This window comes from Plantibacter sp. lyk4-40-MEA-4, from assembly GCF_030209415.1.
GTDB lineage: Bacteria > Actinomycetota > Actinomycetes > Actinomycetales > Microbacteriaceae > Plantibacter > Plantibacter flavus_A.
Map to the genome: position 1 here is coordinate 181,305 of NZ_JARVSA010000001.1, position 14,470 is coordinate 195,774.

The 14,470-nt window shown below is 69.9% G+C and carries 14 protein-coding genes and 1 tRNA gene; 6 read left to right on the top strand and 9 right to left on the bottom strand.

The window, feature by feature from the left end:
• Positions 1 to 61 precede the first annotated feature (61 nt).
• The gene (locus tag QRN44_RS00910; RefSeq protein ID WP_285038062.1) at positions 62 to 838 is read left to right on the top strand and encodes an HNH endonuclease family protein; all 777 of its coding nucleotides are present in this window, start codon (positions 62 to 64) and stop codon (positions 836 to 838) included.
• Positions 839 to 981: 143 nt separating this feature from the next.
• Here QRN44_RS00910 and QRN44_RS00915 read toward each other — a convergent pair.
• Positions 982 to 1,054 (bottom strand) — tRNA-Arg (locus QRN44_RS00915).
• Positions 1,055 to 1,393: 339 nt separating this feature from the next.
• Between QRN44_RS00915 and QRN44_RS00920 the strand changes: the two genes are divergently transcribed.
• Positions 1,394 to 3,112 (top strand): hypothetical protein, encoded by a 1,719-nt coding sequence (locus QRN44_RS00920; RefSeq protein ID WP_285038063.1) that lies wholly within the window; start codon positions 1,394 to 1,396, stop codon positions 3,110 to 3,112.
• A 163-nt stretch (positions 3,113 to 3,275) separates the two neighbouring features.
• Here the strand turns inward: QRN44_RS00920 and QRN44_RS00925 are convergent, their stop codons facing one another.
• The 4 genes from QRN44_RS00925 to QRN44_RS00940 form a co-directional block, all read right to left on the bottom strand.
• Positions 3,276 to 3,794, bottom strand: coding sequence for a hypothetical protein (locus tag QRN44_RS00925; protein ID WP_285038064.1), 519 nt, complete (start codon positions 3,792 to 3,794; stop codon positions 3,276 to 3,278).
• Positions 3,795 to 3,914: 120 nt separating this feature from the next.
• Positions 3,915 to 4,241, bottom strand: coding sequence for a DMT family transporter (locus QRN44_RS00930; RefSeq protein WP_071260538.1), 327 nt, complete (start codon positions 4,239 to 4,241; stop codon positions 3,915 to 3,917).
• Positions 4,238 to 4,600 carry a DMT family transporter gene (locus tag QRN44_RS00935; protein ID WP_175117945.1) on the bottom strand — a complete coding sequence of 121 codons (363 nt, stop codon included), beginning with the start codon at positions 4,598 to 4,600 and terminating at the stop codon, positions 4,238 to 4,240. Before QRN44_RS00935 ends, QRN44_RS00930 begins: the two co-directional genes overlap by 4 nt.
• Positions 4,597 to 5,133 carry a TetR/AcrR family transcriptional regulator gene (locus tag QRN44_RS00940; RefSeq protein ID WP_285038065.1) on the bottom strand — a complete coding sequence of 179 codons (537 nt, stop codon included), beginning with the start codon at positions 5,131 to 5,133 and terminating at the stop codon, positions 4,597 to 4,599. Before QRN44_RS00940 ends, QRN44_RS00935 begins: the two co-directional genes overlap by 4 nt.
• 191 nt (positions 5,134 to 5,324) lie before the next feature.
• On the opposite strand from QRN44_RS00940, the gene QRN44_RS00945 reads away from it, so the two are divergent.
• The 3 genes from QRN44_RS00945 (at position 5,325) to QRN44_RS00955 (ending at position 9,435) form a co-directional block, all read left to right on the top strand.
• The gene (locus QRN44_RS00945; protein WP_285038066.1) at positions 5,325 to 6,800 is read left to right on the top strand and encodes an LLM class flavin-dependent oxidoreductase; all 1,476 of its coding nucleotides are present in this window, start codon (positions 5,325 to 5,327) and stop codon (positions 6,798 to 6,800) included.
• Complete coding sequence (locus QRN44_RS00950; RefSeq protein ID WP_175117948.1) at positions 6,797 to 8,059, top strand: acyl-CoA dehydrogenase family protein; 1,263 nt, start codon at positions 6,797 to 6,799, stop codon at positions 8,057 to 8,059. The genes QRN44_RS00945 and QRN44_RS00950 overlap by 4 nt, the downstream gene beginning before the upstream one ends.
• Before the next feature lie 134 nt (positions 8,060 to 8,193).
• A complete protein-coding gene (locus QRN44_RS00955) occupies positions 8,194 to 9,435 on the top strand; it encodes an acyl-CoA dehydrogenase family protein (protein WP_285038067.1) in 1,242 nt (413 codons plus the stop codon).
• Positions 9,436 to 9,705: 270 nt separating this feature from the next.
• Here QRN44_RS00955 and QRN44_RS00960 read toward each other — a convergent pair whose 3' ends face one another.
• The 4 genes from QRN44_RS00960 to QRN44_RS00975 form a co-directional block, all read right to left on the bottom strand.
• The gene (locus QRN44_RS00960) at positions 9,706 to 11,088 is read right to left on the bottom strand and encodes an LLM class flavin-dependent oxidoreductase (RefSeq protein ID WP_285038068.1); all 1,383 of its coding nucleotides are present in this window, start codon (positions 11,086 to 11,088) and stop codon (positions 9,706 to 9,708) included.
• Between the two features lie 23 nt (positions 11,089 to 11,111).
• Complete coding sequence (locus QRN44_RS00965) at positions 11,112 to 12,506, bottom strand: hypothetical protein (RefSeq protein ID WP_285038069.1); 1,395 nt, start codon at positions 12,504 to 12,506, stop codon at positions 11,112 to 11,114.
• Positions 12,507 to 12,714: 208 nt separating this feature from the next.
• Positions 12,715 to 13,116, bottom strand: a complete 402-nt coding sequence (locus QRN44_RS00970) for an MmcQ/YjbR family DNA-binding protein (protein WP_285038070.1) — start codon at positions 13,114 to 13,116, stop codon at positions 12,715 to 12,717.
• Between the two features lie 39 nt (positions 13,117 to 13,155).
• Positions 13,156 to 13,569, bottom strand: a complete 414-nt coding sequence (locus tag QRN44_RS00975) for a winged helix-turn-helix transcriptional regulator (protein WP_175117952.1) — start codon at positions 13,567 to 13,569, stop codon at positions 13,156 to 13,158.
• Between the two features lie 79 nt (positions 13,570 to 13,648).
• Here QRN44_RS00975 and QRN44_RS00980 point away from each other — a divergent pair, with 79 nt between their 5' ends.
• Positions 13,649 to 14,446 (top strand): Rossmann-fold NAD(P)-binding domain-containing protein, encoded by a 798-nt coding sequence (locus QRN44_RS00980; RefSeq protein WP_285038071.1) that lies wholly within the window; start codon positions 13,649 to 13,651, stop codon positions 14,444 to 14,446.
• Positions 14,447 to 14,470: the final 24 nt, after the last annotated feature.

Sequence of the window (14,470 nt, forward strand, 5' to 3'; positions counted from 1 at the left end):
AACCTTCGTGTCGGCGCCCGGCTCTACGCTGGTGGAGCAGACCTCGAGGAGAGCACCCAGCATGAAGAAGACTCCCTTGGCGTTGCTCGTCGCGCTCCTTGCAGCCGTCGTGGTGCTTGTCGCGACGCAGTTCGATGGCGGGATCGTGTTCGGCGAGCCGGGGTCACCAGCGCCGACGTCGCTCGCACCCACGCCCGCGGCGGTCAGCCCGAGCGCGCGGGCATCGCTCGAGGCCGCCGGTTTCGCCGTCGTGGACGCGTCCGGGCAGTTGGTCGTCTCGGCCGCCGCGGTCGAAGACGCGCTGGCCGACGTCGACACCGCCACCCAGGTGGCCACCGGCTACGACCGGGACCGGTTCGGTCAGCGCTGGGCCGACATCGACCGCAACGGCTGCGACACCCGCAACGACGTGCTGGCACGCGACCTCGTCGACGTCACCTACAAGCCGGGGACCCGCGACTGCGTCGTCCTCACCGGCGTTCTGCACGACCTCTACACGGGGTCGACGATCGACTTCCAACGCGGTGAACGGTCGAGTCAGCTCGTGCAGATCGACCACGTCGTGCCGCTCGCGTGGGGTTGGCGTCACGGCGGGAACACGTGGACGGAGCAGCAGCGGGAGCAGTTCGCGAACGACCCGATCAACCTGCAGGCCGTCGACGGCGCGACGAACTCGTCGAAGTCGGACTCCGGCCCCGGCGACTGGATGCCGCCGGCGGCCACCTCCCACTGCGAGTACGCGGCGCGCTTCGTCCTCGTGCTGATGGCGTACGACCTCACGGTCGACGACGCCGACCGCCGGGCACTCACGGGCACGTTGGGCAGCTGCCGGGCGTAGCGGCGTGTGGGCGCCGCACGAGAACAGGACGAACGCCCGAGAACCGGACGTTTCACGCGATTCCATCCGCTTCTCGCGCCGATATCCTGCTGGCAGGCGGCACGAAAAAAGCGGCCCACCGAAGTGGACCGCTTTCCAGAATGTGCGCCCGAAGGGATTCGAACCCCCAACCTTCTGATCCGTAGTCAGATGCTCTATCCGTTGAGCTACGGGCGCATTGCTTGCTGAGAGAAGAGAACTTCGGCTCGGCAGGCCGAAGTAGAGCCTACAACACGGAAGCCGAAGACGCGAATCGCCCTTCGACAAGCTCAGGGACCGGGCAGGGAGACGCCCTTCGACAAGCTCAGGGACCGGGAAAGGCGCCGCCCTTCGACAAGCCCAGGGACCGGGGAAGGTGCCGCCCTTCGACAGGCTCAGGGACCGGCAGAGGTGGATCAGGTACGGGAGGAGGTGACTCAGGGGCGAGTACGGCTCGGAGACCACGGAGGGGCTCCCCATCGACACGACGGGCGCCGACGTGGAACAGTCGATGCGACCACCTGCCGAGAGGACGACGTGAGCGCAGCACAAGGACCGACGAACGACGGCTTCACGATGATCGGCCGACCGCCCGTGCGGGCGAACCTCGTCCTCATCGTGATCCTGTCGGGCATCCTCGGCGGCGTCCTCGGCTGGATCACCGGCAGCGTCATCGACGGCATCTTCGACATCGCGCGCACAGCACTCATCGTCATCCCGGTCTTCTTCATCATCACCGCCGGCATCTGCCTGTCCTACCTCCGTACCGCCTTCCGCCCGGTCGGCGTCGACGCCGTCCGCGGCACCGCGCTCCTCCGGGGCGAGACGATCCCGTTGCGCTCGATCGTGAGCGGCGAACTCCTCACCCGCAATCCCGCCGCCACCACACCCGCCCTCAGCCTGCGACTCACGACCGACACCGGCGCACGCGCGCGCATCATCGTGAACGGCGGGTGGCTCCGCAGCCTCCCCACCTCCGATCTCGTGCCGCTCGTCGCACTCATCGCCGGCAGCGGCATCCCCGACGACACCGGCCAGGATCCACTCGATGTCGGCCGGGAACGCATCTCCCGCTCACTCGCCGGGAAGGGCTCGGACGTGATGATCGGTCGACGCGGGTTCATCGCCGACTGCATCGCCGCTGCGGAGTCCACCGGCGACGTGAAACTGCTCGAAGCGGTGGTCCAGGCCGCAGGGCCGCTCGGCCGGAGCATCCGGGACGAAGCGATGCGGGCCGCACAGGGCGCAGTGGAGGACGTCATGCGTGCGCATCAGGACATCGCTCCGGCGGCGCCTGATGCCCCGAACCCGACTCCCCTGGTGCCGCCTGCGCCGCAGTACGGGTCGGTCGTCGCTGACCAGGACACGGGGACGGCGGTCGACGACACGGACGACGACCGGTTCCGTCGACCGGACGACCCGGCCCGGCTGGCCGCCGAGCAGATCGTCGACCGGGTGCACCTCGACAAGCTCGGTGACCGGAATGGGGCGCTCGGCAATCGGGATGCGGAGCGCGGTGACCGGAATGCGGAGCGCGGCGATCGGGATGCTGAGCGCGTCGGCCCGGACGATGGACGCGAGTTGCCGTCGTGGATTCCGCCGCAGGATCGGGCGAGGGTCCGCTCCTGGCTCGCGGACGACGACGAGGTCGTCCACCTGCAACCGATCCCGGAGACGGTGGGCGCACGCACCCTCCGGAAGATCTGCGACCGGATCCTCATCGGCCTCGCCGGGATCGGCCTGCTTACGATCTTCGGGGCGGCCATCGCCGAAGGGGTCATCGACAGCCTCCTGCCGTCCGACGCGAACGCGCTCGTCGCCGTCGCCGTGGTCGGCTCGGCACTGCTCGCGTTCGTCGCGTGGATCGTCGGCGGCGTCGCGCGGGCGAGGGAGATCCACCTCGCCCAGCGGTTCTCCCTCGACTGGCTCGAGCGGCGCGGGCCGGAGCAACGCCGCCGCGGACTCCCGCCCGTGCTCCTGCAGCACTTCCTCGGCCCGATCCCCGCGTCGCGCCTGTTCGCGGCCGGAGCGTACTTCGGCACCTGCGTCGGTGGCGTCGGGGTCCTCGCGGGTGCTTTCCTGTCGGTCGACCCGGAGGAGCTGGGCGCGACCGGACCGGTCATGCTCGGCGTCAGCCTCGTCCTCACGGCCGTCGGGACGGTGCTCTTCATCGTGCGATGGCGACGGGTGAAGCGGCAGCGAGCGATGGCGATCGAGCTCGGCGGCGAGCGCCTGACCTATCTCGGGAACCTGTAGGCGAGAGGGCGGCTGGCGGGCCCTTCGACAAGCTCAGGGACCGGAAGAGGGCTCCCAGCCCCTCGACAAGCTCAGGGACCGGAAGAAGACACACAGCCTCTCGACAAGCTCAGGGACCGGACGAGGTCCGACCGCCCGTGGCGAGCTCAAGGAACGAGGAGTCCTAGCGAGCGACGACCTTGGCGAGCACCCAGCGCGCCTTGTCGAGGGTGTTCGCGGGTGCCGGCAGGTACTGGAACGCCCGAGCACCACGCTGCACCGGGACACCCTGCGCCTTCGCGGCCTCCTCCAGCTGCGTGGCGAAGCGCTGCCAGCCGTCGAGGCCCTGCGGGAAGCCGAGGTACTCGGTGAGCGACGTCACCACCACCTCGGAACCTGCGCCCGTCGACTGGACCTCGATCGTGACGTCGTCTTTGGCGACGTAGTCGATGCCCCACACGCCGGGCCGCAACGACTTGGCCTTGCGCTTCGGCAGCCCCTCGATGAGCGCGGTCGCACCGGCGGGGTCCGTGCCGAGGACGACCGAGCGCCCGAACTCCTGCAGCATCTCCGGCACCTTGGTGGCACGACGGTTCGTCGCCGTCTCACGCAGCTTCCGGCGGCCGAGTCCCTTCAACACCCCCAGCCCGACGATGGCGAGCAGGACGAGAATGGCGATGATCGCGAGCACGTTGCTGTCCACAGGAGCCCCCCCAAGGCTGTCGATTGCGGGCGGTTCGCCCAGGACGAGGATGCCTCAGTCCCGCCCCACGCTCAATGGGTACCGCTCCCCACCCTCGCGAGCGGGAGCGATCCGCGTGGGTCAGTGCGCCTGCGAACCGAGCTCGATGACGAGCACACCGACCGCGATCAGGCCGATGCCGACGATCATCTTCGGCGTCAGCTTCTCCTTGAAGAGCACGCGCGCACCGATGGCCGTGAGGGCGACCCCGCAGGCGGCCCAGATCCCGTAGGCGATCCCGACGGGCATCCCGTTCGCGAGTGCGATGGTCAGCAACCCGAAGGCGGTCACGTAGAACACGGCGACGGGAGCGATCCACCGCTTCTTGCGCAAGCCTTCCGAGGCGCGCAGGGAGAGCGTCGCCGCGACCTCGGTGACGATGGCACCGGCCAGGAGCAACCAGGTCATGCGCCGACCTCCTCGTTCGTCGCGGCGGGCTTCGGCGACTCCGGCGCGTGGCCCGTCTCCACGAGCACGACGCCGGCGATCACGATCGCGATGCCGAGCCCGATCATGAAGGTGAACTGCTCGCCGAACACGAGCGACGCGAGCACCGCGGTGAGCGCGACGCCGGCCGCGGCCCAGATGCCGTAGACCACCCCGATCGGCACCCCCATCCGGAGCAGGAGCGACAGGGCGACGAACGCGCCCGCGTATCCGGCCACCGCGAGGATCGACCACCAGGGGTTCTCGATGGCGCCACGGAGCGAGAGGGTCGCCGTGACCTCCAGCAGGATGGCGGCGGAGAGGATCAGCCACTTCTTCATCGGGGTTCACCTCCAGCGAGGGCCAGGAGTCGCGAGACGAGGTCGGCGCGCTGGTCGCAGCCGACGTCGAGCATGCCGGTCGCCTCGGCGATCCAGAGACCGTTCGCCGCCAACCAGACGAGGAGGAGCGAGGTCGAATCGGTGTCCTCACCGAAACCAAACCAGGTGCGAAGGTACTCGAGCCAGGGAGCGGCGAGTTCGGGACGCCTGACCGCCTCGGCGAAGACGACGAACTCGCCCTGGCTCGCACCGCCCTCCCCGGCGAAGGCGACGAAGGCCCGCACCCGTTCCTCGAGCGTCGACGTCTCGAGTGGCGCCCCCAGCTCCTCCACGAGCTCGCGCTGCCAGCGGGCGACGACGTGCTCGATCACCGCGATCATCATCGCGTCCCGTGAGGGGAAGTGGTAGCGCAGCCCGGCCTTCGTCAGACCGACCTCCTGCGCCACCGCCTCGTAGGTGATGTCGGCCTCTCCGGAGGCGTCGACGACGCGGACGGCCGCATCGAGGATCTCGTTCCGTGCACTGGGTCTCATGGGAGTTACTTTACCTTACGTAAGGTAAAGTAACTCTGGGAACGAACCGTGAGGAACGGAGGCCCGGCGGCCCATGTGACGCTCTGTTTCGGGCCCCTCGCGAGCACCCGAGCCCCCGAGTACCGTCGTGCTGGACGGCGCCGTGATCGCCGTCGGACCCAGCCTCGACGAGACGACCCGGTGGTATCCCTGTGAGCAAGCGCATCATCCTCAACGCGTTCGACATGAGCTGCGTGACCCATCAGGCGCCCGGCCTGTGGAAGCATCCCGACAATCAGGCGCACCGCTACAACGACATCGACTACTGGATCGACCTCGCCAAGCTCCTCGAGCGCGGCACCTTCGACGCCCTGTTCATCGCGGACGTCGTCGGCATCTACGACGTCTACCGTCACTCCTCCGCGCCCGCGCTCATCGACTCGGCGCAGCTGCCCGTCGGCGATCCGATCATCCAGGTGTCGGCCATGGCGAAGGCGACCGAGCACCTCGGCTTCGGCGTCACCGTCGCCTCCACCTACGAGCTGCCGTACGCCCTCGCCCGCCGCTTCTCGACGCTCGACCACTTCACGAAGGGTCGCGTCGGCTGGAACGTCGTCACCTCCTACCTCGACTCCGCCGCCCGCAACCTCGGCCTCACCACCCAGATCAAGCACGACGACCGGTACGGCATCGGCGAGGAGTTCCTCGACGTCACCTACAAACTGTGGGAGGGCTCCTGGGAGGACGACGCCGTCGTCATCGACCGGGAGAACGGCGTCTACACCGACCCCACCAAGGTGCACCCCATCAACCACCGGGGCGAGCACTTCCAGGTGCCCGGCATCCACCTCTCGGAGCCGTCGCCGCAGCGCACTCCGGTCATCTTCCAGGCCGGCGCCTCGGCCCGCGGTCGCCAGTTCGCGGCCACGCACGGTGAGGCGGTGTTCATCAACGGGCTCGTCCCGGAGCTGACGCGCAAGACGACCGACGACATCCGCGACCGCGCCGAGGCCCTCGGACGCCCGCGCGACAGCGTGAAGATTCTCACCCTCGCCACGGCGATCGTCGCCGAGACCGACGAGGAGGCGCAGGCCAAGTACGAGGAGTACCAGCAGTACATCTCGCTCGACGGCGCCCTCACCCTCTACGGCGGCTGGTCAGGCCTCGACCTCTCGTCGTTCGACCCCGACAAGCCGCTCAAGTACGTCGACACCGATGCGGCCCGCTCGGCGCTCGCGATCTTCACGCTCGCCGACCCGGAGCGCGAGTGGACGCCGCGCGACATCGCCCACTACATCGGCATCGGCGGCATCGGTCCCGTGTTCGTCGGCAGTGCCGCGACGGTCGCCGACGAGATCGAGCGCTGGATCGACGTCGCCGGCACCGACGGCTTCAACCTCGCCTACGTCATCACGCCCGGCACCTTCGAGGCCGTCGTCGACCTGCTCGTGCCCGAGCTGCGTCGCCGTGGTCGGGTCTGGGACGAGTACCCGGAGGGGACCCTCCGCGGCCGCCTGAACGGCACCGGCTCCCCCGTCGTGCCCGAGTGGCACCCGGCCCACCGGTACCGCGGCGCCTACGTCGGGCAGCCGTCCGCCGCCGACGACACCGCACCGTCCCTCTTCGACACCGACAACGCCGACGCGGCAGACGACAACGTCTACGCCACCGAAGGAGCCTCCGCATGAGCACCGACACGATCAGCACTTCGACCGGCTCAGTGACCGGGCAGCCGGTCCTTGAGAGACGCACCCACTGGTCCGGTACCGCCGACGACGCCGAGCTCGCGCACTGGGACGCCGTCGCCACCGAGGTCGCCACCAAGCTCGCCGTCGACGTCCTCGAACGCGACCGCGCGAACCTCGACCCCACCACCGAGCTCGACCTCCTCCGCGAGTCGGGCCTCGTCAACCTGCTCGACCCCGCCGAGTTCGGCGGCGGTGGCGGCCACTGGGAGAGCGCCTTCAGGGTCGTCCGCATCCTGTCGCGCGTCGACGCCTCCATCGGCCAGCTGCTCGCCTACCACTACATCAACGCGGGCAACATCGGCTTCACCGCCGACCCGTCCACGCAGGCCGAGTGGCACCGCAAGACCGTGGAAGGCCGGTGGATCTGGGGAGACTCCGTGAACCCGACGGACCCCGACCTCTCGCTCACGCAAGACGGCGACGCGTTCCGCCTCAACGGGCTCAAGCGATTCTCGACGGGCGCCTCGGCCGGCGACGTCATCCTCGTCAACGCGGTCGTCCGCGGTGGCGACCACGACGGCACGATCTTCCAGTTCGTCCTCGACCACGACCGCGCCGGCATCGCCTACCTCGGCGACTGGGACGCGCTCGGCCAGCGGCTCTCCGCCTCGGGGTCCGTGCGGTTCGAGGACGTGCTCGTCGAGCAGGCGGATATCCTCGGCACCGTCGGCGACGAACCGTTCTCCTCACTCGTGACGCCCGGCATCCAGCTCGCGTTCGGCAACCTCTACCTCGGCATCGCGGAGGGTGCGCTCGCGCAGGGCACGGAACTCGTCCGGGCGCGGAAGAACGCCTGGTTCCTCAGCCACGCCGAGACGTACCGCGACGACCCGTTCGTTCAGCGCGTCATCGGCGAGTTCGTGTCGTCGATCGCCGCCGTCGAGGCGCTCGCCGACCGCACGAACGCCCGCTTCGACCGCATCATCGAGCGGGGAGCGGCGGTGACCGCGGAAGACCGTGGCGCCATCGCCATCGAGATCGCCAAGCTCAAGGTCGTCTCCACCGAGCTCGGCATCGAGGTCGCGAACCGCATCTTCGAGGTCACCGGGTCCAGCTCGGCGAAGGCCTCCGTTGGACTCGACCTGTTCTGGCGGAACGTGCGCACGCACTCCCTCCACGATCCGGTCGACTACAAGAAGCTCGAGGTCGGTGCGAACCACCTGAACGGCGAGCTGCAGCCGATCTCGCTTTACACCTAGGGGCTCGTCTGGTCCCTGAGCACCTCCACCGGTCCCTGAGCACCTCCACCGGTCCCTGAGCACCTCCACCGGTCCCTGAGCTTGTCGAAGGGCCCCGCACGACCAGCCCACCGCCGCCTCCGGAACGGAACCACATGACCTCCGCCACCACCTCCACCACCGCCCGCCCGATCGGCTTCGCGGCCGCGCGGGAGCTGCTCCTGCCGCTGTTCGCCGAGATCCAGGCAGGCGCCGTGGAGCGCGAACTCGAGCACCGGCTCCCGCGGGACGAGGTGCGGAAGCTCGCCGCCGCCGGCTTCGGCGCGCTCCGGGTCCCCGCCGAGTTCGGCGGTTCGGGACTCACCTTCCCGGAGTTCACGGAGCTCCTGATCGAGCTCGCAGCGGCGGACTCGAACCTCCCGCAGATCTTCCGCGGCCACATCGCCCTCGTCGAGGACCAGCTGGTCGCGGCCCCGAGCGACCGCCGCACCGCCTGGCTCGAGCGGTTCGTCGCCGGTGAGATTGTCGGCAACGCCTGGAGCGAGGTCGGCTCGGGCGCGCTCGGCGTCTCCGGAACGATCGTCACCGAGCGCGACGGCCGCTACGTCGTCAACGGCCGCAAGTTCTACACGACGGGCAGCATCTACGCCGACTGGACGGACGCCACCGCGCGCCTGGTCGTCGACGGGCAGCCCGACACCGAAGTCACCGTGCTCGTGCGCACGAACCAGCTGGGTGTGACGATCGCCGACGACTGGGACGGCTTCGGGCAGCAGCTCACCGGCACGGGGACGATCGTGTTCGAGGACGCCGTAGTCGACGCCGACCAGCTGCACCCCTTCACCGACCGGTTCCGCTACCAGACGGCGCTCTATCAGCACGTGCTCATCGCCGTGCATGCGGGGATCGCGGCGGCGGTCGAGCGCGACGCCGGGGAGCAGATCCGTGCGCGCACCCGCGTCTACACGCATGGTCTCGCGCCGCTCGTGAAGGACGACGGGCAGATCCAGGCGGTCGTCGGCGAGATCTCGTCGATCGCGTTCGTCGCGAAGCAGACCGTCCTCGGGGTCGCCGCGGCGATCGAGCGAGCGTCGGAGACGGCCGCCGACCGGGATTCCGCGGACGACCTGCAGGCGAACATCGAGGCCGAGATCCGCTCAGCCCAGGCGCAGGTGGTGCTCTCGGAGCTTGTGCCACGCGCCGCGACACTGCTCTTCAACACGCTCGGGGCCTCGGCCGTCAGCCGCGCGAGCGCCCTCGACCGCCACTGGCGCAACGCCCGCACGGTCGCGTCGCACAACCCCGTGATCTACAAGACGCGCATCGTCGGCGACTGGTCCATCAACGGCACCCCGCCGCCCTTCGTCTGGGCCGTCGGCACGGCCAAGCCGGAGTAGCGCGCCGCCGCACGAGCGCGGGCGGTGCCAGCGGTCGGTGCCGGGCCACCCCTCCGGTCCCCAGCTTGTCGAAGGGCGACGTTCCCCGTGAGCCCTTCGACAAGCTCAGGGACCGGGGCGTGTTGACGCTCAGGGACCGGGGCGTCTTGATACTCAGGGACCGGGGCGTCTTGATACTCAGGGACCGGGGCGTGTTGGCGCTCAGGGGCCGGGGTGTGTTGGCGCTCAGGGACCGGGGCGTGTGCCGCTGCGCATCCGCCGACGGACCGCTCAGCGGTCGGCGAACGCGCCGCGGTAGGCGCGCAGCGGGTGCGTCTCCGGGAGGGTGGGCTCCGCACCGAAGAGTTTCTCGCGGAGCGTTCCCGGCGCGTACTCACGCTGGGCGAGCCCGCGCTCCTGCAGCACCGGCATGACCTCGTCGACGAAGACCTCATAGGAGTGCGGGATCATCCAGTTGGCGACGTTGATCCCGTCGATCCCGGCCGCGCGCCACTCGGCCAGGTGGTCGGCGATCTGCTCCGGCGTGCCGACCACGCGGCCACGCAGCTTCGCGGTGAGCTTCGCGAGGTCGCGGACGGTCGGCTCGCGGTCCGGCGAGAGGGCCTTCAGTGCCTCGAGCATGCTGTGCCCGCCCTGGGTCTCGACGTCCTTCAGCGGAGTGTCCGGGTCGATCGGCTTCCCGGTCGCCTGGTCGGTGCCGAGGTTCGAGTGCGCGAGGAAGGCGTCGGCCGACAGGAGTTCGTCGTACTCGGCCTCGATACGCTTCGCCTCCTCCTCGGTGCTGCCGACGATGAACGACATCGCCTGCCAGAACTTGACGTCGCGCGGGTCGCGGCCGGTCTCGGCGACGAGCGCGCGCGTCGACTCCGCGGACGCCCGCGCCGCCTCGATGCTGGGCGCCATCATGAACTGCACCTCGGCGTAGTTCGCGGCGAACGCCTTCCCCGCACCGGACGACCCGGCCTGGAACAGGAGCGGCGAGCGCTGCGGCGACGGCGACGACAGGTGCGGGCCTTCCACACGGTACCGTTCGCCGACGTGGTCGATCCGGTGCACCTTGGCGGGGTCGGCGAAGACACCGCTGGCCTTGTCGGCGAGGAGTGCACCGTCGTCCCACGACCCCTCCCAGAGCTTGCCGACGACCGCCACGTACTCCTCGGCCCACGCGTACCGCTTGTCGTGCTCGACGAGACGGTCGAGCCCGTAGTTGCGCGCGGCGTTCTCGAGGAAGCTCGTTACGATGTTCCAGCCGACCCGCCCGCCGGACGCGTGGTCGATCGTCGAGATCTTCCGGGCGAAGGTGAACGGGTGCTCCTGCAGGATCGACGAGGTGAACGCGAGCCCGAGGTGCTCGGTGCTGATCGCGAGCGCCGACAGCAGCATGGACGGATCGTTGCTCGGCAGCTGCATGCCCTCGCGTGCGTTCACGTCGAAGGACGCCCCGGCACCGCCGTAGACCCCGACGACGTCGGCGAAGAAGATCGTGTCGAATCGGCCGCGCTCGAGCGTCTTCGCGAGGTCGACCCAGAGGTTCACGTCGTCGAAGGTGTGCTGCTTCGCGTCCGGGTGGCGCCAGAGGCCGTGCTGCATGTGGGAGCCCGTGTTCATCACGAAGGCACCGAACTGGAGGCGGGAGGACTGAGCGGCGGTCATCCCCTCACGCTACCGGCAGCGGCTCAGCCGAAGGTGCCCTCGACGTACACGTCGCCGTCGGGGCCGATCGTGTGGATCTGGTACTCGGCGGGGTAGCCCGACGGGCTCGTCCCGGCAAGCGCCGGGTCCCGGAGGATCGCGTCGATCGCGGCTGCGGCCTCAGGGGTCACGTGGTTCACGTAGAGCTTCGGCTGTGCTGTGAGCTCGAACTCCGCGTTCGGGTTCGCGACGACGACACCGACGATCGCGTCGACCATCGCCGGGCCCAGCTCGAGCGGGTCGAAGACCATCGAGAACCGTTCTGGGACCGAGACGTAGGCCCCGTCGGGGGCGATCTCGGCCAAGGCGGCGACGACGCCCGGCAACGCTGCGATCGACGGGACAGTGATCGCAGGCCGATCGCCCGTGATGACCATCTGGACGCCGAGCGCCTCCGCGCGCAGCAGTCGATCCACCTGGGTGGCCAGGGTCTCCGCCGGGAACTCGGAGGGGACGAGCTGCAACCGCCAGGGCGCCGCCTGCGGGTCGTCGGCGGCGCGATCGGTGTTGCTCGACTCGCGGGCGAGGACGACCATGACGAGGGAGGGCTGGAGCCCGGCATCCTGCGCTGCGGCGGCTTGCTCCTGGGCGACCTGACGCGCGACCAGGGCGGCGGCGAGCACCTCGTCGGCGCCGGCGTCGGCGGCCATCAGGATCGTTGCGCCCGCACCGAGGACCTCGACGGACGCCACGCCGTCGAGCGGTTCAAGGGCCTGCGTGAACGCCGCGGCCTCCCCACCGATGGGCGGTCCGGCGACCGGTTCGAGCGCGGGCGGGCGGAACAATCCGATCGATCCGGCGACGACCGCGACCGCGAGGACGGCGGCGAGGACGAGCAGGAACCGACGATGTCCCTCGCGGTCGGCGAGCGCCGCGAGGCCGACGGTCGCCGCGACGACGATCAGGATCGGCAGCCCGTAGACCACCGCCAACCAGACGACGGTCCCGAAGGAGGTCCAACTCACGAGCCAACCGGGCGAATTGCTCCCGTCAATCCGGAGCGCTGCAACGACGCAGATCACGAGGCCGACGACGGCCACCGGGACGAGTCCGAAGAGCGCACCGAATCCGCGAGACCTGGCCCATCGTCCGCCGAGCTCGGTCGCCGGTTGCACGAGGAGGAGCACGACCGCGAGGGCGAACCACAGGTAGGTGCCGATGGCGCCGAGGACGCTGTACCACTCGCCCGCCGTTGAGAAGGAGACTGCGTCGGACCACGTCGCCGGGTTGCCGCCTCCCGTGATCCGGTACCCGTCACCGTCGCGGTACTTCATCTGCCGCGCGAGGATCCCCCACGCGGCGATCACACCGACGACGACCGAGACCACCACGGTCGTCGATGCGGCGAGCACGGCGCTCCGCCGCAGGTAAGCGCTCATGCGCGAGAGCCCCACTGCGAGGCGTTCGACTCTTGCTCGCCCGGCCGGCGTCGGCCTCCCGAACGCCGCCGCGTCAGGCTCGGCATCGGCGGTCTGCATGCCGGATCCGTCGTCGCTCACAGCTCCCCGTCCTCGAACCGCAGCGCACGGCTCCCCCGGTCGTCAGTCTGGCACGCTGACACCCGGCGGATCGAGGTCGTCTTCGCCGTCAGCGTGCATCGAGCGCCCGGAGCTGTCGCTGGAGGGCGACCTGCCGGTACGAGGTGTCGATGAGTTCGGCGATCAGCGCCCAGTCGACGTCGTCGAACGTGCGGCTGTCGTCGCCGTCGAGACCGGCGTCGAACGCGAGCTTGCCCGACGGGCCGTCGTACTTCGGCGACCAGAACCGCTCGTCCTCGAGCCAGGCGCCGCGCTCCTCCTCGGCCGGCGTGAACGTGATGCTGTGCGGGATGCGCATCTCCGACCCGACGGTCACGAACACGCGCTTGCCCGCCTTGAAGCGCGGGCGTCCGTGGCCGAACGTCTCGACGGCCTCGGGATAGGCGAGGCAGATCCGCCTGACGCGTTCGACGAACGGATCGTCGGGTTCGTGCACGATCGGATGCTCCATGCGCCGACGCTACTCCGCGCGGGCGTCACGGGACAGTGCTCACCGGATGCGGTGCCCCGGGTGAGCGGCGTCGTAGGCCGAGCGCGACGCCGCGATCACCGGCCGCTGCTCGAGCGACCAGTCGGCGAGCGTCTTGATCAGGTGGGAGAGCCCCGCACCGGACGGGGTGAGGGCGTAGGACACCTGCGCGGGCACCGTCGGGTACACGGTCCGGTCGACGAGGCCGTCGCGTTCGAGGCGGCGGAGGGTCAGCGTCAGCATGCGCTGGGAGATCCCGTCGATCGCCCGCTGGAGCTCGCGGAACCGGCGGTCACCCGACGCGAGCTCGACGACGACGAGGACCGACCAGGTGTCTCCGATGCGGTCGAGGACGTCCCGGATGCCGCAGTCCGGGTGGTCCTCCTTGCCGCAGGGTTCGAGGTCGGCGGTTACCGCGGTGTGCGTGAGTGACATGGAAGTGCCTTCTTGTGGGGCCGGAACAGGGGACACAGACTCGTCCGAGTCATCAATCCGAACACCGAAAGGCCCTGAAATGATCCTCGTCACCGGAACCACCGGCCAACTCGGCGGCGCGATCGCCGATGCGCTCACCACCCGTGGGGCCGCACCGCTCGCGAGCAACCGCAGCGGACAGGGCGGCGCACGACGGATCGACTTCGACGACCCCGACACCGTCTCCTTCGTCGGGGTCGACACGCTCGTCCTCGTATCGGCGGGCGAAACCGAGGACGACGTCGTGATCGCCCGACACGAGACGGCGATCACCGCGGCCGAGCGGGACAGGGTGCAGCACGTCGTGTACACGAGCCTCACCTCGGCCGGAGACCACCTCGCGTTCGCGCTCGCGCACCGGTGGACCGAGCGTCGGCTGCAGCGCAGCAGCCTGTCCTGGACGATCCTGCGGAACGGCCTGTACGCCGAACTGTTCGGGTCGCTCCTGTCCTGGTCGGGCGACTCGCTCGGCTCGGCGTTCGGCGACGGGGCGCTCGCCGCCGTCGCACGAGCCGACCTCGCTGAAGCCGCGGCCGTCGTCGCGATGTCCCCGTCGGACCACGTCGGTCGCGGTTACGACCTCGTGGGCGAACCGATCACGGCCGCGCAGGTGGCCGATCGGCTGGCCGTCCCGCACCGCACCGTCTCCCTCGCCGAGCAGCGTATGGCGCTGGCTGAGGCCGCACTCGAGCCGTTCCAGCCCGCCATGCTGATGTCGATCTTCACCGGTGTCCGGCTCGGATTCCTCGACGGCGCGGGCGACGACCTCCGAACCCTGCTCGGACGCGAACCGGCGGACACGGTCGCGGTCGCCGCCGCCTCCCTTCCACCCCGCTGAGTCGCCCGGAACTGCACGAATCCG